Annotated in this window: 20 protein-coding genes; 9 read left to right on the forward strand and 11 right to left on the reverse strand. The window is 70.3% G+C overall.

The window, feature by feature from the left end:
* Window positions 1-41 precede the first annotated feature (41 nt).
* The 3 genes from ACIQRL_RS19490 to ACIQRL_RS19500 all read left to right on the forward strand — a co-directional run bounded on the left by ACIQRL_RS19490 (window position 42) and on the right by ACIQRL_RS19500 (window position 4,046).
* Window positions 42-1,367, forward strand: coding sequence for a PhoH family protein (locus ACIQRL_RS19490; RefSeq protein WP_401332801.1), 1,326 nt, complete (start codon window positions 42-44; stop codon window positions 1,365-1,367).
* A 410-nt stretch (window positions 1,368-1,777) separates the two neighbouring features.
* The gene (locus ACIQRL_RS19495) at window positions 1,778-2,494 is read left to right on the forward strand and encodes a transglycosylase SLT domain-containing protein (protein ID WP_401332803.1); all 717 of its coding nucleotides are present in this window, start codon (window positions 1,778-1,780) and stop codon (window positions 2,492-2,494) included.
* 136 nt (window positions 2,495-2,630) lie between these two features.
* Window positions 2,631-4,046, forward strand: a complete 1,416-nt coding sequence (locus tag ACIQRL_RS19500) for an AI-2E family transporter (RefSeq protein WP_401332804.1) — start codon at window positions 2,631-2,633, stop codon at window positions 4,044-4,046.
* 153 nt (window positions 4,047-4,199) lie between these two features.
* Here the strand turns inward: ACIQRL_RS19500 and ACIQRL_RS19505 are convergent, their stop codons facing one another.
* On the reverse strand, window positions 4,200-4,733 hold the full coding sequence (locus ACIQRL_RS19505) for an alkyl hydroperoxide reductase (protein ID WP_401332806.1): 534 nt from the start codon (window positions 4,731-4,733) through the stop codon (window positions 4,200-4,202).
* A gap of 6 nt (window positions 4,734-4,739) precedes the next feature.
* Complete coding sequence (locus tag ACIQRL_RS19510) at window positions 4,740-5,294, reverse strand: peroxiredoxin (RefSeq protein WP_401332808.1); 555 nt, start codon at window positions 5,292-5,294, stop codon at window positions 4,740-4,742.
* A gap of 476 nt (window positions 5,295-5,770) precedes the next feature.
* Between ACIQRL_RS19510 and ACIQRL_RS19515 the strand changes: the two genes are divergently transcribed.
* The 4 genes from ACIQRL_RS19515 to ACIQRL_RS19530 all read left to right on the forward strand — a co-directional run bounded on the left by ACIQRL_RS19515 (window position 5,771) and on the right by ACIQRL_RS19530 (window position 8,856).
* Window positions 5,771-6,679 carry a LysR substrate-binding domain-containing protein gene (locus tag ACIQRL_RS19515; RefSeq protein WP_401333375.1) on the forward strand — a complete coding sequence of 303 codons (909 nt, stop codon included), beginning with the start codon at window positions 5,771-5,773 and terminating at the stop codon, window positions 6,677-6,679.
* A 179-nt stretch (window positions 6,680-6,858) separates the two neighbouring features.
* Entirely contained in the window at window positions 6,859-7,917 is a 1,059-nt protein-coding gene (locus tag ACIQRL_RS19520; protein ID WP_401332810.1) for a MarR family transcriptional regulator, read from the forward strand.
* A gap of 53 nt (window positions 7,918-7,970) precedes the next feature.
* Window positions 7,971-8,423, forward strand: coding sequence for a roadblock/LC7 domain-containing protein (locus tag ACIQRL_RS19525; RefSeq protein ID WP_401332812.1), 453 nt, complete (start codon window positions 7,971-7,973; stop codon window positions 8,421-8,423).
* A gap of 4 nt (window positions 8,424-8,427) precedes the next feature.
* The gene (locus ACIQRL_RS19530; RefSeq protein WP_401332814.1) at window positions 8,428-8,856 is read left to right on the forward strand and encodes a hypothetical protein; all 429 of its coding nucleotides are present in this window, start codon (window positions 8,428-8,430) and stop codon (window positions 8,854-8,856) included.
* An 84-nt stretch (window positions 8,857-8,940) separates the two neighbouring features.
* Here the strand turns inward: ACIQRL_RS19530 and ACIQRL_RS19535 are convergent, their stop codons facing one another.
* The 4 genes from ACIQRL_RS19535 to ACIQRL_RS19550 form a co-directional block, all read right to left on the reverse strand.
* Window positions 8,941-11,274: an ABC transporter permease gene (locus ACIQRL_RS19535; protein ID WP_401332815.1), complete on the reverse strand. Its 2,334-nt coding sequence runs from the start codon at window positions 11,272-11,274 to the stop codon at window positions 8,941-8,943.
* Window positions 11,271-11,960, reverse strand: a complete 690-nt coding sequence (locus ACIQRL_RS19540) for an ABC transporter ATP-binding protein (RefSeq protein WP_401333378.1) — start codon at window positions 11,958-11,960, stop codon at window positions 11,271-11,273. Before ACIQRL_RS19540 ends, ACIQRL_RS19535 begins: the two co-directional genes overlap by 4 nt.
* Before the next feature lie 5 nt (window positions 11,961-11,965).
* On the reverse strand, window positions 11,966-12,493 hold the full coding sequence (locus ACIQRL_RS19545; RefSeq protein WP_401332817.1) for a PadR family transcriptional regulator: 528 nt from the start codon (window positions 12,491-12,493) through the stop codon (window positions 11,966-11,968).
* A gap of 441 nt (window positions 12,494-12,934) precedes the next feature.
* On the reverse strand, window positions 12,935-13,198 hold the full coding sequence (locus ACIQRL_RS19550) for a hypothetical protein (protein ID WP_401332819.1): 264 nt from the start codon (window positions 13,196-13,198) through the stop codon (window positions 12,935-12,937).
* A gap of 473 nt (window positions 13,199-13,671) precedes the next feature.
* Between ACIQRL_RS19550 and ACIQRL_RS19555 the strand changes: the two genes are divergently transcribed.
* A complete protein-coding gene (locus tag ACIQRL_RS19555) occupies window positions 13,672-15,996 on the forward strand; it encodes a transglycosylase domain-containing protein (protein ID WP_401332821.1) in 2,325 nt (774 codons plus the stop codon).
* Between the two features lie 121 nt (window positions 15,997-16,117).
* On the opposite strand, the gene ACIQRL_RS19560 is transcribed toward ACIQRL_RS19555, so the two are convergent.
* The 5 genes from ACIQRL_RS19560 to ACIQRL_RS19580 all read right to left on the reverse strand — a co-directional run bounded on the left by ACIQRL_RS19560 (window position 16,118) and on the right by ACIQRL_RS19580 (window position 24,659).
* Window positions 16,118-17,581: a catalase gene (locus tag ACIQRL_RS19560; RefSeq protein WP_401332823.1), complete on the reverse strand. Its 1,464-nt coding sequence runs from the start codon at window positions 17,579-17,581 to the stop codon at window positions 16,118-16,120.
* 360 nt (window positions 17,582-17,941) lie between these two features.
* Window positions 17,942-20,098 carry a SpoIIE family protein phosphatase gene (locus ACIQRL_RS19565; protein WP_401332825.1) on the reverse strand — a complete coding sequence of 719 codons (2,157 nt, stop codon included), beginning with the start codon at window positions 20,096-20,098 and terminating at the stop codon, window positions 17,942-17,944.
* A gap of 412 nt (window positions 20,099-20,510) precedes the next feature.
* On the reverse strand, window positions 20,511-21,203 hold the full coding sequence (locus tag ACIQRL_RS19570) for a DUF402 domain-containing protein (RefSeq protein ID WP_401332827.1): 693 nt from the start codon (window positions 21,201-21,203) through the stop codon (window positions 20,511-20,513).
* Between the two features lie 115 nt (window positions 21,204-21,318).
* Complete coding sequence (locus ACIQRL_RS19575; RefSeq protein ID WP_401332829.1) at window positions 21,319-22,722, reverse strand: class II fumarate hydratase; 1,404 nt, start codon at window positions 22,720-22,722, stop codon at window positions 21,319-21,321.
* 242 nt (window positions 22,723-22,964) lie between these two features.
* Complete coding sequence (locus tag ACIQRL_RS19580) at window positions 22,965-24,659, reverse strand: fumarate hydratase (RefSeq protein WP_401332831.1); 1,695 nt, start codon at window positions 24,657-24,659, stop codon at window positions 22,965-22,967.
* 250 nt (window positions 24,660-24,909) lie between these two features.
* Here ACIQRL_RS19580 and ACIQRL_RS19585 point away from each other — a divergent pair, with 250 nt between their 5' ends.
* Entirely contained in the window at window positions 24,910-25,638 is a 729-nt protein-coding gene (locus ACIQRL_RS19585; RefSeq protein ID WP_401332833.1) for a DUF1707 domain-containing protein, read from the forward strand.
* Window positions 25,639-25,748 lie beyond the last annotated feature (110 nt).

The following is a 25,748-nucleotide window of genomic DNA, read 5'->3' on the forward strand; positions in this document are numbered from 1 at the left end:
TTCGTCGCTCCCCGACCTCATCCGAGGGGGTACGTCCTTCCGTGGTGACCAGCACAAAGCGCCGCAAGCCAGACCGGCGCACCTATGTTCTCGACACCAGCGTCCTGCTGGCCGACCCGAATGCCCTGAGCCGCTTCGACGAGCATGAAGTAGTGCTCCCGATCGTCGTGGTCACGGAGCTGGAGGCCAAGCGGCACCATCCCGAACTCGGCTACTTCGCCCGGCAGGCCCTGCGTCTGCTCGACGAGTTCCGGGTCCGGCACGGCCGCCTCGACTCCCCGATTCCCGTCGGGGAGCTCGGCGGGACGGTACGGGTCGAGCTCAACCACTCGGACCCCAGCGTCCTGCCCAGCGGGTATCGCCTGGGGGACAACGACTCCCGCATCCTCGCGGTCGCCCGCAACCTGCAGGCCGAGGGATACGACGTCACCGTCGTCTCGAAGGACCTGCCGCTCAGGATCAAGGCGTCCTCCGTGGGTCTCCTCGCCGAGGAGTACCGCGCGGAGCTCGCCATCACGGGCTCCTCCGGCTGGACCGGAATGTCCGAACTGAACCTGGCCGGCGAGCAGGTGGACATCCTCTTCGAGGAGGGACACGTCTACGTCCCCGAAGCGGCCGACCTGCCCGTGCACACGGGTCTGACGATCCAGTCGGAGCGCGGCAAGGCCCTCGGCCGTGTCACGGCCGACGGTAACGTCCGGCTCGTACGCGGCGATCGGGAGGCGTTCGGCATCAAGGGCCGCAGTGCCGAGCAGCGCATCGCGCTCGACCTGCTGCTCGACCCGGACATCGGGATCCTGTCGATGGGCGGCCGGGCCGGCACCGGCAAGTCCGCGCTCGCGCTCTGCGCGGGCCTGGAGGCCGTCCTCGAACGCCGCCAGCACCAGAAGGTGATGGTCTTCCGGCCGCTGTACGCGGTGGGCGGGCAGGAGCTCGGCTATCTGCCCGGCTCCGAGTCCGAGAAGATGAGCCCCTGGGCCCAGGCGGTGTTCGACACGCTCTCCGCGGTCACCAGCCGTGAGGTCATCGAGGAGGTCACCGCGCGCGGCATGCTGGAGGTCCTGCCGCTCACGCACATCCGCGGCCGCTCCCTCCACGACGCGTTCGTGATCGTGGACGAGGCCCAATCCCTGGAACGGAACGTCCTGCTGACCGTTCTGTCCCGGATCGGCGCCAATTCACGGGTCGTTCTGACCCACGATGTGGCGCAAAGGGACAATCTGCGCGTCGGGCGTTACGACGGAGTGGTCGCCGTCGTAGAGAAGTTGAAGGGCCATCCGCTCTTCGCGCACGTCACGCTGAATCGTTCGGAGAGGTCCCAGATTGCGGCACTCGTGACCGAAATGCTGGAGGACGGGCAGATCTGATCCCGACTGTCCCCACCTGGTCAAAGGGTGGTGGATACACGCTGGTTGACGCCGTCCGGCAAAGGCGAAGAGCCTAGCCGGGCGGCGTCTTGCCGCGCTGAGGTTTCCAGGAAACAGCTGAGGCAAACGGGGTGTGAGCTTTCACACGCGACGCGGAATTGCCGCGCGGCGTCGGGTTACGGCTAAAGTCTCACTCCTGTCAGGCCCCGCATACGACACAGCTGTACCCCCAGCGGTACGGCAACACCGGAACCTCAGAACTCCATAGAGCCGTCGTATGCCGCCCGCGCACCACGCGGCGCTCCCCCAGCGGGAGTTGCCCACCGGGCCCGTGCTTCCCCGTGACCCCGCAGTTGGGAGGCCAGCGCCGAGGGGCACGATTGCGTCCGCGAGGGTCACCTAAACGGGCGATGCTGGAAGGAAACCGTGTGAGCCGGATTTCGGTCCGGGGATTCGCAGTGGCTTCGGCCACCGCGGTCACCGCTGTCGGAAGCGTCGTCGGAGTTGCCTCGGGCAGCGTCGCCCAGCCGTCGAACGATGCAGAGGCGACGGCGAGCGACTCGACTCTCCTCGCAGACATACCTGCGGGCCAGCAGGCCCAGGTGCAGACCGCGTCACTGACGCAGCAGGCCGATGCCCAGGCCATCGCCGCGGACGCGAGCGCCAAGAAGGACGCGGAGGAAGCCGCCCGCAAGCAGGCGGCCGACGACGCCGTCGCGAAGCAGAAGGCTGCGGCGAAGGCCGAGAAGGAAGCCAAGGCTCGCAAGGTGGCCGCGGAAGCGGCCAGCCGCTCCGCGACGCGTGACGCCTCCAGCTTCTCCGTCCAGTCCTCGTACACCGTCGCGCAGATCCAGGCGATGGCGGCCCAGATGGTGCCGAGCGGTCAGTTCCAGTGCTTCAGCAACATCGTGAACCACGAGTCGAGCTGGAACTACCACGCCGTCAACGCTTCCTCGGGTGCCTACGGTCTCTTCCAGGCCCTGCCCGGCTCCAAGATGTCGTCCGTCGGTTCCGACTGGCAGACGAACCCGGCCACGCAGATCAAGTGGGGCCTCAACTACATGAACAGCCGGTACGGCAGTCCTTGTGACGCCTGGTCGTTCTGGCAGGCCAACAGCTGGTACTAGGTTCCGCGCCGTCCGTCGGCGGCTCAACCTTGCGAAGCCCCTCCCCGTCCTAGGGGGAGGGGCTTCGGCCATGTACGGTCGGACCCGACGACTCCAGGGGGGAGTGGTGGGGAGCAGCGGGGGAAAAGGACGTTTCATGTCGCGTGTACCAGGATGGCTCGGCAGGATCGGCGCCGGACTCACCGAGCTGGGTGAGCGGTTGGACGAACGCCGCGCCGAGGTCGAACTGGAGTCGACGGGCCCCCTCGACGGCGAGGGCGTCGTCCTCGACGCGCGCACTCCCCTCGACGCACCCGGCACCCTCCAGGAGGCTCCCGAGCCTCCCGAGGACGCGGTGACCGACGCCGAGCCGTCCGCGCTCCCGGTCCAGCGCCCGTCCGAGGAGACGGCCGCGACAGGCGCGTACGTACTGACGCCCCAGCGTCCCGACCCGGCGTTCGCCGTGCCGTGGGGGGTGCGCGTCGCCGCCGAGGCCGGCTGGCGGCTGCTCATCCTCGCGGGCACCGTCTGGGTGCTGATGCGGGTCATCAGCGCCGTGCAACTCGTGGTGCTGGCCTTCGTGGCCGCGCTCCTCATCACCGCGCTGCTCCAGCCGACGGTGGCCCGGCTGACGCGTTACGGCGTGCCGCGCGGACTCGCCACGGCGCTCACCGCGATCCTCGGCTTCGTCATCATGGGGCTGGTCGGCTGGTTCGTGGTCTGGCAGGTCCAGGAGAACATCGACAACCTCTCCAACCAGATCCAGGACGGCATCGACGAGCTGCGCAAGTGGCTCCTCAAGGGCCCGTTCCATGTGACGGACAAGCAGATCAACAAGATCGCGAAGAACCTCCGCGAGGCGATCGGCGCGAACACGGACCAGATCACCACGGCGGGCCTGCAGGGCGTGACGGTGATCGTCGAGGCCCTCACGGGCATCCTGCTCACGATGTTCTCGACCCTCTTCCTGCTCTACGACGGCAAGCGGATCTGGGAGTGGTCGCTCAAGCTCGTCCCGGCCGCCGCCCGGACCGGGGTCGCGGGCGCCGGCCCGCGCGCGTGGCGCACGCTCACGGCGTATGTCCGCGGCACGGTGATAGTGGCCATGATCGACGCGATCTTCATCGGTCTGGGCATCTACTTCCTCAAGGTCCCCATGGCCGTGCCGCTCGCCGTCTTCATCTTCCTCGGCGCGTTCATCCCGCTGGTGGGCGCGGTGATCTCCGGGGCGCTGGCGGTGGTGGTCGCGCTGGTGACCCAGGGCGTCTTCACCGCCGTGATGACCCTCGTCGTGGTCCTCGCCGTCCAGCAGATCGAGGGCCACATCCTGCAGCCCTTCATCCTCGGCCGCGCGGTCCGCGTCCACCCCCTCGCCGTGGTCCTCTCGGTCGCCGCGGGCGGCATGGTCGCCGGTATCGGCGGAGCCGTCGTCGCGGTCCCGCTGGTCGCGGTGACCAACACGGTGGTCGTGTACCTGCGTTCGTACGCCCGTGAGGCGGACCTGCGGCACGCCCCGGAGCCCCGGGGCGCCACCGCGCTCGACGCCTCCCCGGCCCACCGTCTGACGCCGTAGGGACTTCGCCCCGCTCGCGCGCCGGTCGGCGGCCCGCGATCCGGGGGCGGCGAACACGCAGGGCCCCGCCCACCACAGAGGTGAACGGGGCCCTGAAAGCTCGAGCAGGCTCGGACCGCCCGGGGGCGGGGGGACCTGCCCGGCACGCGGGGACTACTCGGCGAGAACGGCCTCGGCGTCCAGCGTGGTGCCGACCGCCTGGAGGACGGCGGCGATCTTGAACGCCTCCTGGATCGTCTCCCGGTCGACGCCCGCCTTGCGGAGCACCTGCTCGTGCGAGTCGAGGCACTGCCCGCAGCCGTTGACGGCGGAGACGGCGAGCGACCACAGCTCGAAGTCGACCTTGTCCACACCCGGGTTGCCGATGACGTTCATCCGCAGGCCGGCCCGCAGCGTGCCGTACTCCGGGTCGGAGAGCAGGTGCCGCGTCCGGTAGAAGACGTTGTTCATCGCCATGATCGCGGCGGCCGACTTGGCGGCCGTGTACGCCTCGGGCGAGAGCCGGTCCTTGGCCTCCGGCTCCAGCTCACGCAGCACGCGCGGGGAGCGCGAGGCGATGGCGCAGGCCAGCACGGTGCCCCACAACTGCTGTTGCGGGAGGTCGCTGTTGCCGATCACCGAGCCGAGGTTCAGGCGCAGATCCTTGGCGTAGTCCGGTAGTGCGGACTTCAGTTCGTCGAGAGCCATGGAAGGTCACTCACCGGCCAGAAGGGAGGCCGCGTCGAGGGTGTTCTCGCCCTTGGTCCAGTTGCACGGGCAGAGCTCGTCCGTCTGGAGAGCGTCCAGGACCCGCAGGACCTCCTTGGGGTTACGGCCGACGGAGCCGGCGGTCACCATGGAGAACTGGATCTCGTTGTTCTGGTCGACGATGAAGACGGCGCGCTTGGCGAAGCCGTCCTCGCCCTCGATGCCGAGGTCACGCATGAGCTCGTGCTTCGAGTCGGCCATCATCGGGAAGGGCAGGTCACGCAGGTCGTCGTGGTCCTTGCGCCAGGCGTGGTGCACGAACTCGGAGTCGCCGGAGAAGCCGAGCACCTGGGCGTCACGGTCGGCGAACTCGTCGTTCAGCTTGCCGAAGGCCGCGATCTCGGTCGGACACACGAAGGTGAAGTCCTTGGGCCACGCGAAGACGATCTTCCACTTGCCCTCGTAGGTCTTGTGGTCGATCTGCTCGAACTCCTGGCCCTTCTCCAGCGATACGCAGGCGGTCAGGTCGAACGCGGGGAACTTGTCACCGACAGTGAGCACGTGCTCTCCTTGCAGCGCGGGGCAGCCCTTTGTGGGGGCATTTCCCTGGGGGTGGACGTACTTGATGTTGGCACAGGCTGCATTGATCCGGGAAATAGCTACACTCGGTCGCGTTGATCGGATGCGGCTATCAGTGACAGCCGGTGAACCGACGCGGAGTGAGAGGTACGGTCATGGCGAGCCCCACCGGTGAGACCGGCACCACCGGCACCGCGGACACCCCCGCGAGCGCGGGAGCCGCCGACATGACGGGAGTCGCCGGTGCGGCGGGCGGCCTCGGCGCCGCAGGCGCCCCTGGTGTCGCCGGCGCGAGGGGCCTGCCAGGGGCAGCCGGAGCGGTGGGCGCACCGGGTGCGACGGGAGCCGCCGGTGCGACGGGCGCCCTCGGCGCGACGGGTTCGGCCCTCGGCCGGGCGGGGGCCGTCGGCAGATCCGCCGGCAAGGGCGGCGGCCGCCGCAGTCCCAGCCTCGCGCAACTGCGCGCCTTCACCGCCGTGGCCGAGCATCTGCACTTCCGTGACGCGGCCGCCGCGATCGGCATGAGCCAGCCCGCGCTGTCCGGCGCGGTCTCCGCCCTGGAGGAGATCCTCGGGGTGACCCTGCTGGAGCGCACGACCCGCAAGGTGCTCCTGTCGCCCGCCGGTGAGCGTCTGGCCGTACGCGCCAAGGCGGTGCTGGACGAGGTCGGCGCGCTGATGGAGGAGGCGGAGGCCGTGCGCGCGCCGTTCACCGGAGCGCTGCGCCTGGGCGTCATCCCCACCGTCGCCCCCTACCTCCTGCCCACCGTCCTGCGGCTCGTCCACGACCGCTATCCCGACCTCGACCTCCAGGTACACGAGGAGCAGACGGCCAGCCTGCTGGAGGGCCTCGCGGTCGGGCGGCTCGACCTGCTGCTGCTCGCCGTCCCCCTCGGCGTGCCCGGTGTCCTCGAACTCCCGCTGTTCGACGAGGACTTCGTGCTGGTGACCCCGCTCGACCACTGGCTCGGCGGCCGGGAGGGCATTCCGCGCGAGGCGTTGCGCGAACTCCGTCTGCTGCTGCTCGACGAAGGGCACTGCCTGCGCGACCAGGCCCTGGACATCTGCCGCGAGGCCGGACGCGCCGACGCCCCCGTCACCACCACCGCTGCGGGCCTGTCGACCCTGGTCCAGCTCGTCGCCGGCGGCCTCGGCGTGACCCTGCTGCCGCGCACCGCCGTCAAGGTGGAGACGACCCGCAGCAACCAGCTCCTCACCGGCTACTTCGCGGATCCGGCGCCCACCCGGCGGATCGCGCTCGCGATGCGGGCGGGCGCCGCCCGGGGCACCGAGTACCAGGAACTGGCGGAGGCCCTGCGCGAGGCGCTACGCCCGTTGCCCGTACGGGTGTTGGGCGCGGAGGCCTGAACTGCCGTACATAGTCGGTCATTCAAACGACCGATGACGTCTTTCGGCAGGCGGGATATTTCAACTTCCGTCAGGTAGCGCGACTCTCGCCGGGATATCCGCCCCCGGCTGATACACATACCCCCTCAGGGTGACTCGTCAGGCGTCTGTGCGAAGTGCCGGAAGTTCCAAGGGGAGTGATGTCGGGCATTCGGGATTCCCTTGGCCGGGTCGGATACGACCTGCTGTCGTGCGCGCTGAGCGAATGCCAGGGCACACGGGCGACGGGAAAACTGCGGGTGTCCGGAAAGCCCGGGGGAGTCTTCCATCTCCGCGACGGCTGTGTCGTCGCCGTCGAAAGCCCGGGCGCCCCCGGTCCCGAGGCGCGGCTGCTGCGCTCCGGCCGGATCAGCGGCGAGCAGTGGGCCGAACTGCTCCGCGAGTCCGGCGGCACCCGCTGGCCCGAGGCCGGGCTGATCGCGCACGGTTACGCGGGGGCTGCGCAGCTCCGGGTCGTCTGCATGATGGCGATGCAGGACGCGGCGTTCGCCGTCGTGGCCGGTGACGTGGAGGCGTGCGACCCGCTGGACGCCGCCTTCGAGCCGTACGCACCGGTCGCCCTCGGGGAGGCGCCGGGGCGGTTGCTGCAGGACGCGGCGAGGAAGCTCGCGGCCGTCGCCGCCCTGCCGCAGCCCGTACGTCCGGACCGGGAACGACCCGTGCCCGCCGCGGTACCGGACGAGATACGCGAGCAACTGCCGCCCCCGCAGAAGGAGTTACTGGCCCACGCCGACGGCCGCCGGACCGCCCGCGACATCGCCTTCGCGACCGGCCTCGGCGCCTACACCGTGACGGTGGGGATGGCCCGCATGCTCGGCGAGGGTCTGCTGGAACTGCCGCAGGGGCCCGAGTCCGCCGCCCCGGTCACCGTGCGGGACCTGCCGACCGGAGCGCTCCGGCAGCGGCCGTCCGGCGTCCCGCCGGCGATGGACCCGACGGTGTTCTCGGCCCTGTCCTCCGTGGTGGAGGCCGCACAGGCCCCGGCACCGGAGCCCCGGCCGGCCCCCGGCCCGCCTCCGGGGGCGAGCGCTTCGGACCTGCCCCGCAGAGAGCCCGGCGCGCATGCTCCGTCCCTGCCCCGCCGTGAACCCGGCGCGAGCGGAATCACCGAGACTCTCGCCCCCGAAAGGGCCGGGGCGAGCTGGAAAGGATTCTTCCGACTGCGGCACCGGATCTGGACCCCGGATTCCGGAACGTGAAACCGCATGCCTGCCACCGAACAAATGCATCCGACCATCAGGGAGTTCACGACATGAATCACGAGGCATTGGCCAGGGAAATGAGAGGGCTCCGGGAACAGGTGCCCGGAATCACCGATACGGCGGTGGCGGCGGCCGACGGAATGCTCATCGCGGCCGACACCGCCGACACCATCGATCCCGAGAGCCTCGCCGCGATCGCCGCCGCGGGCCTCGGCATCGCGCGCCGCGCGACCGCGGTGACCGGTAGGGGCGCGTTCCGCCAGACCGTGACCTACGGAAGCCAGGGCCTCGCGGCCTTCTACGCGGTCGGCGACACCGCGCTGATGATCGTCCTCGGCGACGAGGGCATCGATCTCGAACGGCTCCACGAGTGGACCCGGCCGGCCCTCGGCCGTATCGGATCGATCCTCACCGGGGCCGACCCCGACCCGCTCGCCGGGACTCCGAGCGCCCCCGAGGCGCTCGTCGGAGCCGTGACCGAAACCGCGACCGAAGGGGTATGACGACATGGCCAGCAAGCGAATGACACCGGGGTTCTCCGACCAGATCATGGGCCTGGTCAAGTCACTGCGCACCGACGCGCCGGACTGTCTCGCCTCCGGAGCGGTCGACATGTCGACGGGCATGCTGCTGTCGTACGAGACCGTCGACAATCATCCGCCGGAGGTCCTGGACCTGCTGGCGGGCGCCACCCTCGACCTGTTCCAGGGGCGCACGGTCCAGATGATCGAGGATGTCTTCAAGGAACGCCGGGGCATCGAGTCCGACTCGCATTTCTTCCAGGAGATCCTGGTCAACAGCGACAACCTCACCCATCTGTTCGTGCGCATGAACGACCAGCAGGACGTGGTCGCCGTGGTCGTCTGCCGCAAGGCGGTGAACGTGGGCATGCTCTTCGCGCAGGTCCGGCGCGTGGTGCGGGAGTACAGCATGTGAACGCGAACCGGTGGCCCACCCCGGGCGGGGCGGGCCACCGGAGCCGGCGGGCGACGCGGACGGTGTCCGTGGTGGCGCGTCCGGCTACTCCGTACGCAGTCCGTCCGGCCGCATCAGCCGGATCAGCGGAGGCAGGCTGAGCAGGGTCACCAGGAGCACGACTCCCGCTCCGATACCGGTCATCGACAGCACGCTCGCCCAGTCGACGCTCACCGAGGTGCCCGTCATCTTGAGCAGCACCGTGCCGAGGGTGAGGCCCACGATCGACGCGAGGACGAGCCCCAGGGTGATCGGGATCGCGGTCTGCCACAGCACCGACATGCTCAGCGTGCGGCGCCGGGTGCCGAAGGCGACCAGCGCCGACAGCAGCTTTTTGCGCTCGCGTAGCTGCTCCAGCTGAGAGATCAGCAGGCTCGCGCCGATCAGCACGAGGACGCAGGTCGCGCCGACGAACAGGCCCGTGCGGATGGACGTGAACTTCTTGGACTGGATCGTCGCCGTCCACGTCTCGGGGTCGGCCAGCGGGTCGAGTCGTGCCGAGCTGTTGCGGACGAACTCACGGACGTCCGGCACCGACTCGTCGAGCCGCAGGAAGACCGTTCCCCGCACCGTCGAAGCGGCCTGCGGGGGCAGCGCGCCGGGCGTGAACAGGAAGCCTCCGCGCTCCTCGCCGGACGGGTCCCTGCGCGAGTCCGCCCGCTTGACGCCCTGCGGCACGGTCCAGGGAATCTCCTTCCCCTTGCTGCCGGAACCGAAGGACGGGTCGAAGTAGAGCCTCTTGCCGGCCTTGTTCAGCTTCGCGGTGGACGAGTCCCACTTGGCGTCCCCCACCGCGAAGATGTCGCCGTCCTTGCAGGAGGGCAGCCGGGCCGCCTCCCGCAGGGCCGCGCAGTCGCCGACCGACACGGTCGACTGCTGCTCGGGCTCGTCGCGTCCGTCGCCCAGTTCGGTCCGTCCCAGGGCCGTCGTGTGCGTGACGCCCCTGGTCCGGGACATCCGCCGGACGGCCTCGGCCATGGGCACCCCGGCCGGCACCTGGACGGACATCTGGGCCCGGGCGAGATCCTGGTCGCTGACCTTGGTGTAGTCGTCGTCGACGCCGGCGAACAGCATCTGAAGGGCGATCGCGCCGGCCACCGCGACCGCAATGCCGTTCACCATGCGGGCAGCGGTGCCGCTGCTCAACTGAAGTCTGCGGATGGCCAGTTGCCAGGCCACACCGCCCGAGTTCAGCCGGGCGACGACCGCCTCGACCACCCAGGGCAGCAGCGCGGTGATGCCGACGAGCAGCAGCAGGACGCCGCCGATGACGAGGTACTGGTTGAAGTTCCCGTTGGACCGTCCCTGCCCGATCATCGGGTAGAGCATCGCGAGGCCGCCCAGCGGCAGCAGCAGGCGCCACCACAGTCGGCGCCGCGACGGCCGCGCCGTGCGCACCACTCCGAGCGGTTCGATGACGACCCCGCGCAGCGCGAGGAGCGTGACCGCGACCGCGGCGGACGGGACCGCGAGGGCCACCAACACCACCAGCCCGGGCGTCGGGTTGAGGTCGCTGGGGAAGACGCTGATCCTGAAGACCATCACCAGGCCGGCGAGCTGACGTCCGATCAGGAAGAACCCCGCGCCGAGGGCCAGCCCGACCAGCGCTCCGGCCAGCGCCTCGCCGGCCGCGATCCGGCGTGTCATCCGTCCGTCCGCGCCGACCAGTCGCAGTGCGGCCAGCCGCCGGTCGCGCCGCTCGCCGCCGAACCGTACGGCTGCGGCGATGAAGACGCCGACCGGCATCAGCAACACTACGAAGACGATGAGCACGAGCAGCACGAGGATGGGGTCCATCGCCTCCGACTGTCCGCTGTACCCGAACGAGTCGATGCGTTCGATGCGGCCGTTGGTCTCGGCGGTCGCGCTCAGCTTGTCGGCGCCCGCGTAGTAGGCGAGTTCGTGCGGGCCCACGAGCCCGCTGTCCGCGATGGTGCCGCGCACGCGGTAGCCGAGCCGTTCGCGCAGCAGCTTGCCGTCGGGAGACTTCAGCAGCCGGTCGAGAGCGGGCGAGACGACCATGTCGCCGACCGCGGGGAACGAGGACACGCCCGGTGGCAACGGCGCCCGCGCCCCTTCGGGTTCGAGCATCCGGCCGCGTACGTCCTCGTCGCGGAAGGTGGTGTCCGACGTCGCGATGAGCAACGTACGGTCGGACTTCTTCTTGATCACCGAGCTGAACGTCATGTCGTTGCGCCCGCGTTCCCGCTCGTGCCGGGAGGCCAGCGCGCTCGGGAGCGCCGTGGTGAGCAGCAGCAGCGCGACCCCGAGTCCTACGCCGACGGCTGTCAGCAGGACCCGCACCCAGGCCTCACGGCCCCCGGTCACCGCGAACCGGGCGCCCATGGCGAGGTCGCGGGACCACTGGCGCACGCTCATACGATCCGCTCCATGTCCCGGGACCTGCCGTCGCGTACGACGATCTCGCGGTCCGAGTACGCGGCCACGCGCGCCTCGTGCGTGACGAGCACGACGGCGGCGTTCGTGGAGCGGGCCGCGTCGGTCAGCAGATCCATCACGCGCTCGCCGTTGAGGGAGTCGAGCGCGCCGGTCGGCTCGTCGGCGAACAGCACCCGCGGGCTCGTGACCAGCGAACGGGCCACCGCGACGCGCTGTCCCTGACCGCCGGAGACCTCACCGGGCCGCTTGCCGGACAGGTCGTCGACCTCCAGCCGCTCCATCCAGGACAGCGCGGTGCGCTCGGCCTCCTTGCGGCCCGTGCCGTTCAGCCGCAGCGGCAGCGCGACGTTCTCGACACAGCTCAGCTCCGGTACGAGCTGGCCGAACTGGAAGACGAACCCGAACTCCGAGCGGCGCAGCGCACTGCGCTGGGCGTCGTTCATCGTCGCCATCTCGCGGCCGTTGTACGTGATCGAGCCGGAGTCGGGAGTGACGATCCCGGCGAGACAGTGGAGCAGGGTGGATTTGCCGGAACCGGAGGGACCCATCACGGCGACCACCTCGCCGGGGTGGATGGAGAACGCGGCGCCGTCCAGCGCGGTGGTCGGGCCGTACGTCTTGCGCAGCTCCGACGCTATGAGCAGGGAACCCGGAGGGGGCGTGATCGTGGTCATCGGGTCGTCACCGCCTCGGCGAGTTTGTCGAGGCGCGCGGCGGCCAGTTCCAGCCACCGCAGATCGGCCTCCAGATGGAAGAGGGCGTGGTCGCAGATCAGCTGATCCGCCAGGTCGCCCTTGCGCTTGCGTTCGGTGAGCATGCGCATCATCCGCAGATGCTCCGAACGCTGGGTGTCGAGGAGCTCGCTCGCGTCGCGGTGGGTCAGCAGGGCGAGGACGACCTTCGTGTACAGGGTCGACTGGAGGTACGGCTCGGGCGTCTCCGGCGTCGCGAGCCAGCGCTCCACGTCGGTGATCCCGGCTTCGGTGATCGCGTACCGCTTGCGCTCGGGGCCGTCGCCCGCCTCGATCCCGTCGATCTCGACGAGCCCGTTCTTCAGCAGCCGCGACATCGTCGAGTAGACCTGGCCGTAGTGCAGTGGCCGGTCGTGACCGAACTTCTCGTCAAAGGCCCGCTTGAGGTCGTAACCGTGGCGCGGCCCGGACTCCAGGAGCCCTAGGAGGGTGTGACCGATGGACATGCGCAGCACTGTACACACGGCGTATACATCGCATGTATACGCGCCGCGTATAGATGACCGAGGAGACGGCCGGAAGGGCGGGAACCGGCTGGTCACGACCAATTGTCACGGTTCTGAAACCGACGCGCCCGGTGCCCGCGGATGAGGACGAGGCGAGAGCCCCGCAACCGCGGGGCGGAGCCGGGATCGCGGGGCGGCGGTGACGGGGGAGTGGGTCGGCAGGTGAGCGGGCCGGCGGTGGGGTGGGCGGTCAGGAGAGTGGGCGGGCTGGGAGAGAGAGGAGTGGCCCGGCGGGAGGAGTGGCCCGGCGGGGAGCGGGCCGACTCGGCGAGCGGGCCGGCGGGGACGTGGCCCGGCGGCGGATGTGACCGGTAGGGGAGTGGCACCGGCGGGGAGCGGGCCGGAGGTGGAGCGGGCCTGTACGGAAGGTGGTGGGGCCGTCTACTCCTCCCGGTGCTCCGGCTCCCCGGGAACGGGTGGTCGCCCCCGGCGGGGGATCGGTCCCGCGCCGCCGGGCAGCCGCCCCGACTCGGCGAGCGCGCGGCGCAGCAGGAACTCGATCTGCGCGTTGGCCGAGCGCAGTTCGTCGCCCGCCCAGCGGGCCAGGGCCTCGTACACCAGCGGATCGAGCCGCAGGAGCACCTGCTTGCGCGGCTGCGGCTGCCTGCGCGGCGGGGTCGGGGTCCCTTCCGCGGGAGCCGTCACCGGGGGACCCCCGGGTTCGGCAGGGCGCCCGCCGCGCCGACGGCGCACAGTGCGGCGCCGAGGAGCGGCCCGGGCGGACCGGGGAGAGGCGCGAGCCCCTCGCCGATGCGGTGCGCGGCGATCTCCCGCCCGCGCGAAGCCGGCGGGCCGGGCGCTTCCCCGGGCGCCACGGCGCCGGATACGCCTGGGGCGGGTGAGGAGTCACGGGAGCCGTGTGACGGCATGGAGGCTCCCCCCTTTCGTACGGCATGGCGTCCGTATATCTAACTGATATCACTTTACTGGTCATAGCAACCTTCCGCCCCTCCTGCTCGTCGGATTCAGTGAGGCGGGTGCGTAAGGCGTGCTGATTGTCACGTCCGGAAAAGACCGGATCGGCGGCCCTTTGTCATAGCGCGCGGTGTTAGCTTTCTGAGCTGACCTGGCCGACGAACTTGTGTGCCACACGAGAGAGAAGCGGAGCGGATCGACCCATGGGACGAGCTGAAGAGAGACGAGCGCGGCAGGCGCAGGGCCGCCGCGCGGCGCCCCAGCGCTCGTCTGGGCATGAGTCGGCGGCCCCCGGAGCCGACGTGAGAGCAGGCGCGAAGCCGGGCGGCAAGCCCCGCCGCACCGGCATACGCCGGTTCGTGAACTGGAAGACGATCCTCGGGTCGTTCTTCGGCTTCTGCCTGCTCGGCATGGGCGCCTTCATCGTGCTCTACATGGTCGTGTCCGTCCCCGAGGGCAACGCGGCCGCCAAGCGGCAGAGCAACATCTACAAGTACAGCGACGGCTCGATGCTCGCGCGCACCGGCAAGGTCAACCGCGAGATCGTCGACCTGGCCAACGTGCCCAAGAGCGTCCAGAAGACCTTCGTCGCCGCCGAGAACAAGACCTTCTACAAGGACTCGGGCATCGACCTCAAGGGCACCGCCCGAGGTCTGATCAACACCCTGTCCGGCAAGGGCAAGCAGGGTGGTTCGACGATCACCCAGCAGTACGTCAAGAACTACTACCTCAGCCAGGACCAGACCGTCACGCGCAAGCTGAAGGAAATGGTCATCTCGCTGAAGCTGGACCGCCAGAAGTCCAAGGACGACATCCTCGCGGGCTACATCAACACCAGCTACTACGGCCGCAACGCGTACGGCATCCAGGCGGCGGCGCAGGCCTACTACCGCGTCGACGCGAGCGACCTCACGGTCGAGCAGGGCGCCTACCTCGCCTCGCTGCTCCAGGCTCCGAGCCAGTACGACTGGGCGGTCGCCTCGAAGACCGGCAAGAAGCTGGTCCAGGCCCGCTGGAACTACACCCTCGACAACATGGTCCAGCAGGGCTGGCTCGACTCGGGCAAGCGCGCGGCCATGAAGTTCCCCGTGCCCAAGGACCCCACCGGCGCACCGGGCATGGAGGGCCAGACCGGCTATCTGGTGGAGTCGGCCAACAACGAACTGGCCAGGCAGCTCGTCACCCAGGGCACCGCGGGCGACCTCAGCGTCGCCCACGCCATGGTCGACGCGGGCGGCTGGACCATCACGCTCAACGTGGACAAGAAGAAGCAGGCCCTGCTGCTGAAGACGGTCAAGCAGCAGCTCACCAGCAAGCTGGACCCGAAGAAGCGCAAGGTCGACGCCAACATGCAGGCCGGTGCCGTGTCGGTCGACCCCAAGACCGGCAAGGTCCTCGCGATGTACGGCGGCACGGACTACTTCAAGCACTACATCAACAACTCGACACGCCGTGACTACCAGGCCGCCTCGACGTTCAAGCCGATGATCCTCGCGGCCGCGCTCGCCGAGGAGGCCAAGACGCACTCCGGCCAGCCGATCACCGCGAACACGATCTACGACGGCACCAACCGCCGTCCCGTCGTCGGCAGTGACGTCGGCTTCGCGCCGCCGAACGAGGACGAGCACAGCTACGGCCCCGTCACCGTGCAGACCGCGATGAACAAGTCCATCAACTCCGTCTTCGCGCAGATGGGCGTCGACGTCGGCATGGACGAGGTGCTGAAGGTCGCGGGCAAGCTCGGCATGAACACCAAGGGCCTCCCGGCGGTGCCCGCCCAGACCCTCGGCTCCATGGGCGCGAGCCCGCTGGAGATGGCGGGCGCGTACGCCACGCTCGACAACCACGGCAAGAAGGTCACCCCGGCGATCGTCGCCTCGGCCCAGCACAAGGACCGCACGGTCACGATGCCGGACCCGATCGGCAGTCAGATCATCAGTACGGAGGCCGCCGACACGGTCACCTCGGTGCTGACCGGCGTGGTCGACGACGGTACGGCCCGGGTCTCGGTGCGGGACAACGTGAACCGCGACGGCCAGGTGGTCGCCGGCAAGACCGGTACGTCCGACAACAACAAGTCGGCCTGGTTCACCGGCTACACGCCGAAGCTGGTCACCTCGGTCCTGCTGTTCGGCGAGGACGCGAAGACCCACAACCAGGTCTCCATGAAGGGCGCCACGGGCCTCGTCGCGGAGAGCGGCCGTGTCAACGGCGGTGGCTACCCGGCGAAGATCTGGGCGGCTTACACCTTCGAGGCGATGGCCGGCCAGGTCAGCAAGTTCGACCTGAACACCACGACGGGCGCGGCGGTGGCGCCGACGGACACGCCCACCTTCACCCAGACGCCGTCCAGCACACCGTCGTCGACCCCGACCACCGAGGCGCCGTCGACGGCGCCGCCCACCACCAGCAGCCCGCCGACCCCCACGACCCAGCCGCCGACGACCGTGCCGCCGACGACGAGCCCGTCCAGCACGACGAGTTCGCCCAGCACCCCGGCCAACCCGTTCGATCAGACCGGCCAGTAGCGCCCGAGCGCACCAGGAGGGGGCACCCGGAGTTCCGGGTGCCCCCTCCTGTCGCCGTTGAGAGGTGCGGCCCCGTGCGGGCCCGGATCGGGCTGCCCGAGGGTTACGGCGCGGAGCCGCTTCAGCCGCCGTTGACGCTCTGCGCGATCCTGTCGCCGGTCTCCTTGTCCACGTTGCGCCAGTACTGGACGGCCCGGTCCAGGACCGGGCGGCTCACACCGTCCTTGAGGTGGCCGCTCACGTTGTCCACCAGCCGGTCGCGGGCCGCGTCGTCGAGGACCTGGCGGACCATCGTGCCCGCCTGGCCCCAGTCGTCGTCCGAGCGGTGCGGCTTGTACGCCTCGCGCACCAATTCACCGGCGGTCTGCCAGCTCGCGGGGTCACCGAAGCGCCCGTAGTCGGCCGCCGGGCCGCCGTAGGAGTTGGGCGCGTACGGACGGGCCGCCTTCGACGGCTCGTAGCGCATCGGACCGTCCTTGGCGTACGAGTTCGCCGGGGCGTGCGGCCGGTTGGGCGGGAGCTGGGCGTAGTTGGGGCCGATCCGGTACCGGTGGGTGTCGGGGTACGAGAACAGCCGGCCCAGCAGCATCTTGTCCGGTGAGGGCCCGATGCCCGGCACCAGGTTCGAGGGCTCGAACGCGGCCTGCTCGATGTGGACGAAGTAGTCCTCGGGATTCCTGTCCAGCACCATGCGGCCCACGTCGATCAACGGGTAGTCCCCGTGCGGCCAGACCTTCGTCAGGTCGAACGGGTTGAACCGGTAGTCCGCCGCGTCCTCGAACGGCATGATCTGCACCTTCAGCGTCCAGCTCGGCGCGTTCCCGGACGTGATCGACTCGTACAGATCCCTGCGGTGGACGTCGGGGTCGGTCCCGGCCAGGGTGTCGGCCTCGGCCTGGGTGAGGAACTCGATGCCCTGGTCGGTCTTGAAGTGGTACTTCACCCAGAACCGCTCACCACCGCCGTTGATCCACATATAGGTGTGGGAGCTGTAGCCGTTCATGTTGCGGTACGTCTTCGGGATGCCCCGGTCGCCCATCAGCCAGGTCACCTGGTGCGCCGACTCGGGCGAGAGGGTCCAGAAGTCCCACTGCATGTCGTGGTCGCGCAGCCCCGTCACCGGGTGGCGCTTCTGCGAGCGGATGAAGTCCTGGAACTTGATCGTGTCGCGGACGAAGAACACCGGGGTGTTGTTGCCCACCAGGTCGTAATTGCCGTGCTCGGTGTAGAACTTCAGCGCGAAGCCACGGGGGTCGCGCCAGGTGTCGGGCGAGCCCTGCTCGCCGGCGACGGTCGAGAAGCGCGCCAGCATCTCGGTGCGCCTGCCCGGCTGGAAGAGGTCGGCCCGGGTGAACTGGCTGACGTCGTTGGTCACTTCGAAGAATCCGTACGCGCCACTTCCCTTGGCGTGCACCACCCGCTCGGGCACCCGCTCCCGGTTGAACTGCGCCATCTTCTCGATGAGGTAGTGGTCCTGGAGCAGGATCGGTCCGTCGGGGCCGACGGTGAGCGAGTGTTCGTCGCTCTCCACCGGAATCCCGACGTTGTTCGTGGTGTACGGAGCCTTCCGGGATGCCTGCGTCACGAGCGTCCTCCCGTCGGAGATGAGGTCGTCAGGTCGCTTCGCCCACCCCAGCAGTCAACGCCGCCGACAGCGTGTCGGCAACATGGAGACAGCACCCGGCACCGGCACGGACAAGCGCCGGCACGATCCGGCGCGAGCACCGTCCGGCACCGGCAAATCCGCCATCGACAGGGTCCGGCGCCGGTTCACCACCGGCAACAGCCCCGCGCCAGTACGGTCCGGCACCGGTCGGGTCCGGCACCGGTTCAGCGCCGAAAACGGTCGTGCCAGTACGGTCCGGCATCGACAGGGTCCGGCGCCGGGTGCGGTCCGGCACGGTTCGGTGCCGGCCCGCGAGGGCGAGGCCGGACGGGTACCCGGTCAGTTCCGGTTCAACTCGAACCAGACGACCTTTCCCGTACTCAGCCGGGTCGCCCCCCACCGCCGTGCCAGCCGGTTCACCAGGAACAGCCCGCGGCCGCCCTCGTCCGTGGCCCGCGCCTGCCGCAGCCTCGGAAGCTGCGGCACGTCGTCGCCGACCTCGCAGCGCAGGACGTCCGTCCGCAGCAGCCGCAGCGTCACCGGCCGTGACGCGTACCGCACCGCGTTCGTCACGACCTCGCTGACCAGCAGCTCCACGGAGTCGGTCATGTCCTCCATGCCCCAACGGGCCAGGGCCCGCCGGGCCAGACGCCGGGCCCGGCCCGGCGCCGCGTCCTCCGGCTCCAGGAACCAGTACGCGACATCGCTCGGCGCGATCCCGTCGAACCGCGCCGCGAGCAGCGCGATGTCGTCGTCCCGGTCACCCGGGCCGAGCATGTCCAGCACCTCGTCGCACAGCGCTTCCAGGGGCGGCGGATGATCGGGGCCGGTCAGGGCCGCGACCGCCGCGAGCTTCTCCCGCAACTGCTCTATCCCGGTCCAGACGTCCCTCAGCCGCGACTCGACCAGCCCGTCGGTGTACAGCAGCAGCGTCGCCCCGGCCGGCGCGTCCAGCTCCACCGCCTCGAAATCGACCCCGCCCACGCCGATGGGGGCACCCGGCGGCACCCGCAGCACCTCGGCCCGCCCGCCCAGATGCAGCAGCACCGGCGGCGGATGGCCCGCGTTGGCGATGGTGATCCGGTGAGACACCGGGTCGTAGACGGCGTACAGGCAGGTCGCCATGCGGTCGGTGCCGAGCCGCTGCGCCTGCTCGTCGAGGTGGTGCAGCACCTCCTGCGGCGGCAGGTCGAGCCCCGCGAGGGTCTGCGCCGTCGTCCGCAGCTGGCCCATGATCGCCGCCGACGTCATGGAGTGGCCCATCACGTCACCCACGACCAGGGCGACCCGGCTGCCCGGCAGCGGGATCGCGTCGTACCAGTCGCCGCCCACCCGCGCCGTCTCCGCGGCCGGCAGATAGCGGGACGCGAGCCGTACGCCCGTGGGCCGCGGCAGCGTCTCGGGCAGCATCGTGCGCTGCAGTTCGTCGGCGATGTACGCCTCGCGGCCGTACAGCACCGCCTTGTCGATACCGAGCGCGCTGTGCGTGGCGAGCTGCGCCGCGACCAGCAGATCGTCCGCCTCGAAGGCCAGACGCTCCGGACGGCGCAGGAACAGCGCCGCCCCGATCACCCGGCGCCGGCCGCGCAGCGGGGCGAGGATCGCCCGCTGGCCGCTCGGCACCGGCAGATCGTCGCCGAGCAGCTCGGGCAGCGCGGCCCGCGCGGCGGGCGCGTCCGCGAACACCGGCCGCACCCCGCGCAGCACCTCGGCGAGCGCCCCGCCGGGACGCACCTCGCACAGCTCGGCCGTCATCGCCGACAGCTCACTGGGCTCAGGCCGCAGCACGGACAGGAAACCGCTCTCGGTGTCCCGCTCCTCGGGAATGCGGTCCGTGCGCCGCAGCCGCAGCACGAGAGGCCCCGTCGGCCGCTCGTCGCCGACCGGCAGCGGGTCGCGCAGATAGACGAGGATCGCGTCCGAGAAGGTAGGCACGGTGGCCCGGCACAGCCCCATCACGATCTCGTCGAGGTCGATGCCCCGGGCGATCCGCCGGGTCGCGGCGCCCACGAAGCGCAGCCGGTCGCCGTCCCGCCGCATAGGCATCGGGCCGCCCTGCGGCAGCGTCTGCCCGCTACGGCGCTCCTTGCCGCCGGAGGTCCGCGAAGCCCGGTCCCGCTCGGCGTCCGGCTGGATCGGGATGCCCTCCGGCGCGGGCCGGGGGCGGTGCGGATCGGGTTCGGTCGCCGAGGGCTGCGAGTGCTCCGGGCCGGGCCCGGAGGAGGGGGGCGACGACGAGGGCACGTCCGTGCCCGAGGACATGGCGGCGTCGCCGGGCACCTTGCCGCCGGCCTTGCCGCGCTTGCCGCGCGGCGTGGCCGTACCCGAGCTCCTCGGCGCGTCGCCCGTGCGGGCCTGCACCGGTAACGCTCCGGAACCCGGAAGCTGGGACGGCTGCTCCGAGGTACGCAGGAGCGCCCCGCGAGGGTCCGCGGGGGCGGGCGGCCGGCCGGCGCCGCTCTGCCGGCGCTCGTGCGAGGTGGGGTGCTCCGTCACGCGTGTCGAATCCATCCGTCCGGGGCTGCACGCCGTGCGCGCAGTTCGTCCCGCAGCCCCGATACCCGGAATGTGTGCCCCAGGAACGGATTCTGCGTGTCGTCAGGGCCGGAACCGACGGCACCAGCGGCCGTCGCCCGGCACGGTACGGCCCGCGGGCGGCCGGAAACGGCCCGCGCCGACAGGAGGGCGGTGGCCGAAGCCCGCGCCCGCACGGCCGTCGTGGCGAGCCCGCTCGGTGCGGCCGATGCCTGGCCGGCCCCGCCGCCGTACGCCTCGTACCCCTCGCTCACGTCCTGCCGCCCCTCGGTGACATATGGTCAAGCCCGGCTCATCCTGCGGGAGTTGTTACTGCCGTGCGCCCTTGCGGAAGACGATCCTACGGTTGTACCACGGGGGCGCATCAAGGGTCTCATGAGGACACGTGCGCGGGCGTACGGTCCCAGTCATCCGGCAGAGCGGGAACCGGCCAGCCCGGATCGGGCCTCCAGTGCTGCCAGCCGTCCGAGAACGGCGCGCCCCAGGCGCGGATCACCTCCACCGCAGACCACCCCGCCTCCCGCACCCGTGCCGCCAGTTGAGCATCCATCAGACCGGCCCGTTGCGCCATGGCGAATTCGTCCTCGTCGAGCCAGCGCCAACTCCGGTCCGGGTGGACCGAGATGTCGAGGAAGTGATCCTCGGAGTCCACTCCGCCCGCCCAACGGGCCAACGGAGCCTCCAGATTCACGTACCAGTTCTTGAAACGCCAGCCCTGGTCCCAGAACAGCCAGACCGACCAGGCGTCGCCCGGCCGCGCCAGCTTGAGCACCCCGGTCCCGAACCACCGGTCCCGCCGCACCGCCCGAGGCTTCGTGTAGCGCGACTCCAGCGGTTCTCCGTGCACCGGCGAACCGTCGGCGAGCACCGGCTTCACACACTCCGTGCCCGGCGCCATCCACACCCCGAGCAGGTCGGCGTCGTCCCGTACGACCGTCACGGGGCGGCAGATGTGGACCCGCTCTCCGGCGTTCTCCCGGTACCGCCACAGGATCTGGCTGCCGGGCTCCCAGTACGCCCCCGGCCCGCCCGCTTCCGCTCGTCTCACCGCTCCACCCTCTGCCATGAACAGATATTAGGTGTCCCCCGCATACGACGCTGCGGTACCCGTCATGGTTCTTGCCATCGGCGAACTGCTGTTACGGAGCTGTCATCAGGCGTTTCTCCATGGGTGCGGGCTGTTACGGGTGCGTCATCCGCAGGACATCCAACGCCTCGTCCAACTGCTCCAGGGTCAGGTCACCGCGCTCCACGTACCCCGACTCCAGCACCACCAGGCGAATCGTCTTGCGCTCCGCCAGCGCCTTCTTGGCCACCTTGGCGGCCTCCTCGTATCCGATGTACTTGTTCAGCGGTGTCACCACGGACGGCGACGACTCCGCGTACTCACGGGCCCGCTCACGGTGCGCGACGATCCCGTCGACCGTGCGGTCGGCGAGCAGCCGCGAGACGTTCGCGAGCAGCCGGACCGACTCCAGGACGTTCTTGGCGATCACCGGCAGCATCACGTTGAGTTCGAAGTTCCCCGCCGCGCCCGCGACGGCGACGGTCGCGTCGTTCCCCATCACCTGGGCGGCGACCATCAGCACCGCCTCGGGGACGACCGGGTTCACCTTGCCCGGCATGATCGAGGACCCCGGCTGGAGGTCCGGGAGGCTGATCTCGGCCAGTCCGGTGCGCGGCCCGGAAGCCATCCACCGCAGATCGTTCGCGATCTTGGTGAGCCCCACGGCGATGGTCCGCAGCTGCCCGCTCGTCTCCACGATCCCGTCGCGCGCCCCCTGCGCCTCGAAGTGGTCGCGGGCCTCGGTCAGCGGCAGCCCGGTCGCCCGCGCCACCTCCGCGATCACCGCGGCGGAGAACCCGGGCGGTGTGTTGATCCCCGTGCCCACGGCCGTCCCGCCGAGCGGGAGTTCGGCCAGCCGTGGCAGCGAGGCCCGGAGCCGTTCGACCCCGTACCGCACCTGGGCCGCGTACCCCCCGAACTCCTGGCCGAGCGTCACCGGAGTCGCGTCCATGAGATGGGTGCGCCCCGACTTCACCACGTCGGCGAACTCCTCCGCCTTGCGGCCGAGGGCGGCTTCGAGACGCTCCAGCGCGGGCACCAGATCGCGGGTCACGGCGGCGGTCGCGGCGATGTGGATCGAGGACGGGAACACGTCGTTGCTCGACTGCGAGGCGTTCACGTGGTCGTTCGGGTGCACGTCCCGGCCCAGCCGCTCGGTCGCGAGCGTGGCGATGACCTCGTTGGCGTTCATGTTGGAGGACGTCCCCGACCCCGTCTGGAACACGTCCACCGGGAACTGCGCGTCCCAGCGCCCCTCGGCGACCTCATCCGCCGCCTCCTGGATCGCCTCCGCGACATCCTTGCCGATCACGCCCAGCTCGCCGTTCACCTTCGCGGCGGCCGCCTTGATCCGGGCCAGGGCCTCGATGTGCGCGCGCTCGATCCGCTGCCCCGAGACCGGGAAATTCTCCACGGCGCGCTGCGTCTGCGCCCGCCACTTCGCCTCCGCGGGCACCCGCACCTCGCCCATGGAGTCGTGCTCGATCCGGTACGCGCCTTCGCCCTGGCCATCTGCCATCGGTGACACCTCCATGGGGGACAGCGTCCCGGAGCCCACGGGTGTTCCCGGCCCGGCACGCGCGAGCGTCCGCAGGGGCGGCCCGCCGCCGGTACGGCCCGGGACGAACGAACGGCCGCCCGGTCGGCGGCCGTTCACATGGCTTCTACGGCGTCACGGACGTACGGAACTCCCCGTAGGGCGTCCCGCCCGCGTCACCCGTACGGCGTGACCCGGAAGGCCGTACACCGTACGAGTCCGCGCTACGCCAGTCCCGGGCCCCGCACCGGGATCGTCGTGAAGGTCGGGGCGGGGGCGGGATCCTGGAAGAAGTCGTTGCCCTTGTCGTCGACGACGACGAAGGCCGGGAAGTCCTCGACCTCGATCCGCCAGACGGCCTCCATGCCGAGCTCCTCGTACTCGACGACCTCGACCTTCTTGATGCAGTCCTGGGCGAGACGGGCGGCCGGGCCGCCGATGGAGCCGAGGTAGAAGCCGCCGTGCGTGTCGCAGGCGTCCGTGACCTGCTTGCTGCGGTTGCCCTTGGCCAGCATCACCTTGGAGCCGCCCGCCGCCTGGAACTGCTCGACGTAGGAGTCCATGCGGCCGGCGGTCGTCGGGCCGAAGGAGCCGGACGCGTAGCCCTCGGGGGTCTTGGCCGGGCCCGCGTAGTACACCGGGTGGTCCTTCAGGTACTGCGGCATCTCCTCGCCCGCGTCCAGCCGCTCCTTGATCTTGGCGTGCGCGATGTCGCGCGCCACCACGAGCGGGCCGGAGAGCGAGAGACGGGTCTTGACCGGGTACTTCGTCAGCGCGGCGAGGATGTCGTCCATCGGCTGGTTGAGGTCGATCCTGACGACGTCGTCCCCGGCCGAGTCCAGGCCCGCGGCGGAGCCGCTGTCGAGTTCAGCGTCCGTGGTCTCCGGCAGGAAGCGCGCGGGGTCGGTCTCCAACTGCTCCAGGAAGACGCCCTCGGCGGTGATCTTCGCGACGGCCTGGCGGTCGGCCGAGCAGGACACGGCGATGGCGACCGGACAGGACGCGCCGTGGCGGGGCAGGCGGACCACGCGCACGTCGTGGCAGAAGTACTTGCCGCCGAACTGCGCGCCGATGCCGATCTTCTGGGTCAGCTCGAAGACCTTCTCCTCCAGCTCCTTGTCCCGGAAGCCGTGCCCGAGCTCGGAGCCCTCGGCCGGAATCTCGTCCAGGTAGTGCGCGGAGGCGTACTTCGCGGTCTTCAGCGCGTACTCGGCGCTCGTGCCGCCGACGACGATCGCCAGGTGGTACGGCGGGCAGGCGGCCGTGCCCAGGGAGCGGATCTTCTCCTCCAGGAACTTCATCATGGAGCCCTCGTTGAGGACCGCCTTGGTCTCCTGGTAGAGGAACGACTTGTTGGCGGAGCCGCCGCCCTTCGCCATGAACAGGAACTTGTAGGCGCCGCCGTCGGTGGCGTACAGCTCGATCTGCGCCGGCAGGTTCGAGCCGGTGTTCTTCTCGTCCCACATGGTCAGCGGGGCCATCTGCGAATAGCGCAGGTTCAGGTTCTTGTAGGCGTCGTAGATGCCGCGCGAGAGGGCCGCCTCGTCGCCGCCCTCGGTGAGCACGTTCTGGCCGCGCTTGCCCATGACGATCGCGGTGCCGGTGTCCTGGCACATCGGCAGGACGCCCGCCGCCGCGATGTTCGCGTTCTTCAGCAGGTCCAGGGCGACGAACTTGTCGTTCGCCGAGGCCTCCGGGTCGTCGATGATCCGGCGGAGCTGGGCGAGGTGAGCGGGCCGCAGGTAGTGCTGGATGTCGTGGATGGCCTCCGCGGCGAGCGTGCGCAGCGCCTCCGGCTCCACCTTGAGGAACGTGCGCCCGTCGGCCTCGAAGGTGGAGACACCCTCGGAGGTCACCAGCCGGTACGGGGTGGTGTCCTCTCCCTGGGGGAGCAGATCGGTGTACGCGAACTCAGGCATCTCGGCCCATTCCTCACTCGACAGACAGCTTTTGGGGCTCGTTCGCCTCGGGCGCGCCCGTTCGGCTCACTCGCCGGAGGCCGGCCGTCATCGGCAGCATCCACCAGCGTAGAACCTGACACGGGCGCCGATGCTGTGAGGTAAGGCTCAGTTCGGGCGTCGGGACCGGCGGCCCGGACGGACGGCGGGTTTTCCACGGACGGCGGGAGAGGGGTAGTCGCGATCTATCGCGTTTGGGTACGCTGTGGCCGTGGACCTTCAGAAGAGCCCCGACGCGACCCCCGCCACGGCGGCGAAGCCGGCCGAGCTGCGCGCCTCCGACGCCGACCGCGACCGGATCACCGACATCCTGCGCGAGGCCGTCGCCGAGGGGCGTCTGACCGCGGAGGAGCACGCCGAGCGGGTGGAGGGCGTGCTGGCCACCAAGACGGTGGGTGAGCTCGACCAGTTCGTCCGGGACCTGCCCGCCGCCCACACCGGCCGCGCGACCTCCGCGTACGCCTCCGCGCCGAACCGGCCCTCCACGGGGGCGATCCCCGTGGAGGCCGACGAGAACGTGGTGGCGGTGTTCAGCTCCGCGGTCCGCAAGGGCCGCTGGCGGGCGGGCCGGCGCATCCACGCGTACTCGGTCTTCGGCAATGTCGAGATCGACCTGAGCGAGGCGATCTTCGAGTACCAGCAGGTCGTGATCAAGGCGATCTCGGTCTTCGGCAACGTCGAGATCTTCGTTCCGGAGAATGTCTCGCTGCGGGGCAGCGGCGGGGGCGTGCTGGGCAACTTCGAGGTGGACACGCTGGATTCGGGCGACCCCGACGCACCCGTGGTCTACATCGACGGCCTCGCCGTCCTGGGGAACGTCGAGGCGAGGCCCAAGCGCGGCAAGCTGATCGCGGACATCCTCGACCGGGTCACGAGCCGGGTCAACGAGCGGGTGGCGGACCGGCTGGACCGGAGTTTGCGCAAGCACCTGGACCGTTGACGCCCGTGAACGCGCGGACGGCGGATGCGAGGTGGTCCGGCGCGGGGTGGTCCAGAGTCGAACGATCGATCATGCCCGAGAACGGCCGGGCTTCGGAACGCAGTGCATAG

The organism is Streptomyces sp. NPDC091209, assembly GCF_044757755.1.
In the GTDB taxonomy this organism is placed as follows: Bacteria; Actinomycetota; Actinomycetes; order Streptomycetales; family Streptomycetaceae; genus Streptomyces.

What these genes read in the sequence shown, in the direction of transcription:
- ACIQRL_RS19495 (WP_401332803.1), top strand. Translation starts at nt 1,778, where the DNA reads ATGCTGGAAGGAAACCGTGTGAGCCGGATTTCGGTCCGGGGATTCGCA.
- ACIQRL_RS19500 (WP_401332804.1), top strand. Translation starts at nt 2,631, where the DNA reads ATGTCGCGTGTACCAGGATGGCTCGGCAGGATCGGCGCCGGACTCACC.
- ACIQRL_RS19505 (WP_401332806.1), bottom strand. Translation starts at nt 4,733, where the DNA reads ATGGCTCTCGACGAACTGAAGTCCGCACTACCGGACTACGCCAAGGAT.
- ACIQRL_RS19520 (WP_401332810.1), top strand. Translation starts at nt 6,859, where the DNA reads ATGTCGGGCATTCGGGATTCCCTTGGCCGGGTCGGATACGACCTGCTG.
- ACIQRL_RS19525 (WP_401332812.1), top strand. Translation starts at nt 7,971, where the DNA reads ATGAATCACGAGGCATTGGCCAGGGAAATGAGAGGGCTCCGGGAACAG.
- ACIQRL_RS19530 (WP_401332814.1), top strand. Translation starts at nt 8,428, where the DNA reads ATGGCCAGCAAGCGAATGACACCGGGGTTCTCCGACCAGATCATGGGC.
- ACIQRL_RS19535 (WP_401332815.1), bottom strand. Translation starts at nt 11,274, where the DNA reads ATGAGCGTGCGCCAGTGGTCCCGCGACCTCGCCATGGGCGCCCGGTTC.
- ACIQRL_RS19545 (WP_401332817.1), bottom strand. Translation starts at nt 12,493, where the DNA reads ATGTCCATCGGTCACACCCTCCTAGGGCTCCTGGAGTCCGGGCCGCGC.
- ACIQRL_RS19555 (WP_401332821.1), top strand. Translation starts at nt 13,672, where the DNA reads ATGGGACGAGCTGAAGAGAGACGAGCGCGGCAGGCGCAGGGCCGCCGC.
- ACIQRL_RS19570 (WP_401332827.1), bottom strand. Translation starts at nt 21,203, where the DNA reads ATGGCAGAGGGTGGAGCGGTGAGACGAGCGGAAGCGGGCGGGCCGGGG.
- ACIQRL_RS19575 (WP_401332829.1), bottom strand. Translation starts at nt 22,722, where the DNA reads ATGGCAGATGGCCAGGGCGAAGGCGCGTACCGGATCGAGCACGACTCC.
- ACIQRL_RS19580 (WP_401332831.1), bottom strand. Translation starts at nt 24,659, where the DNA reads ATGCCTGAGTTCGCGTACACCGATCTGCTCCCCCAGGGAGAGGACACC.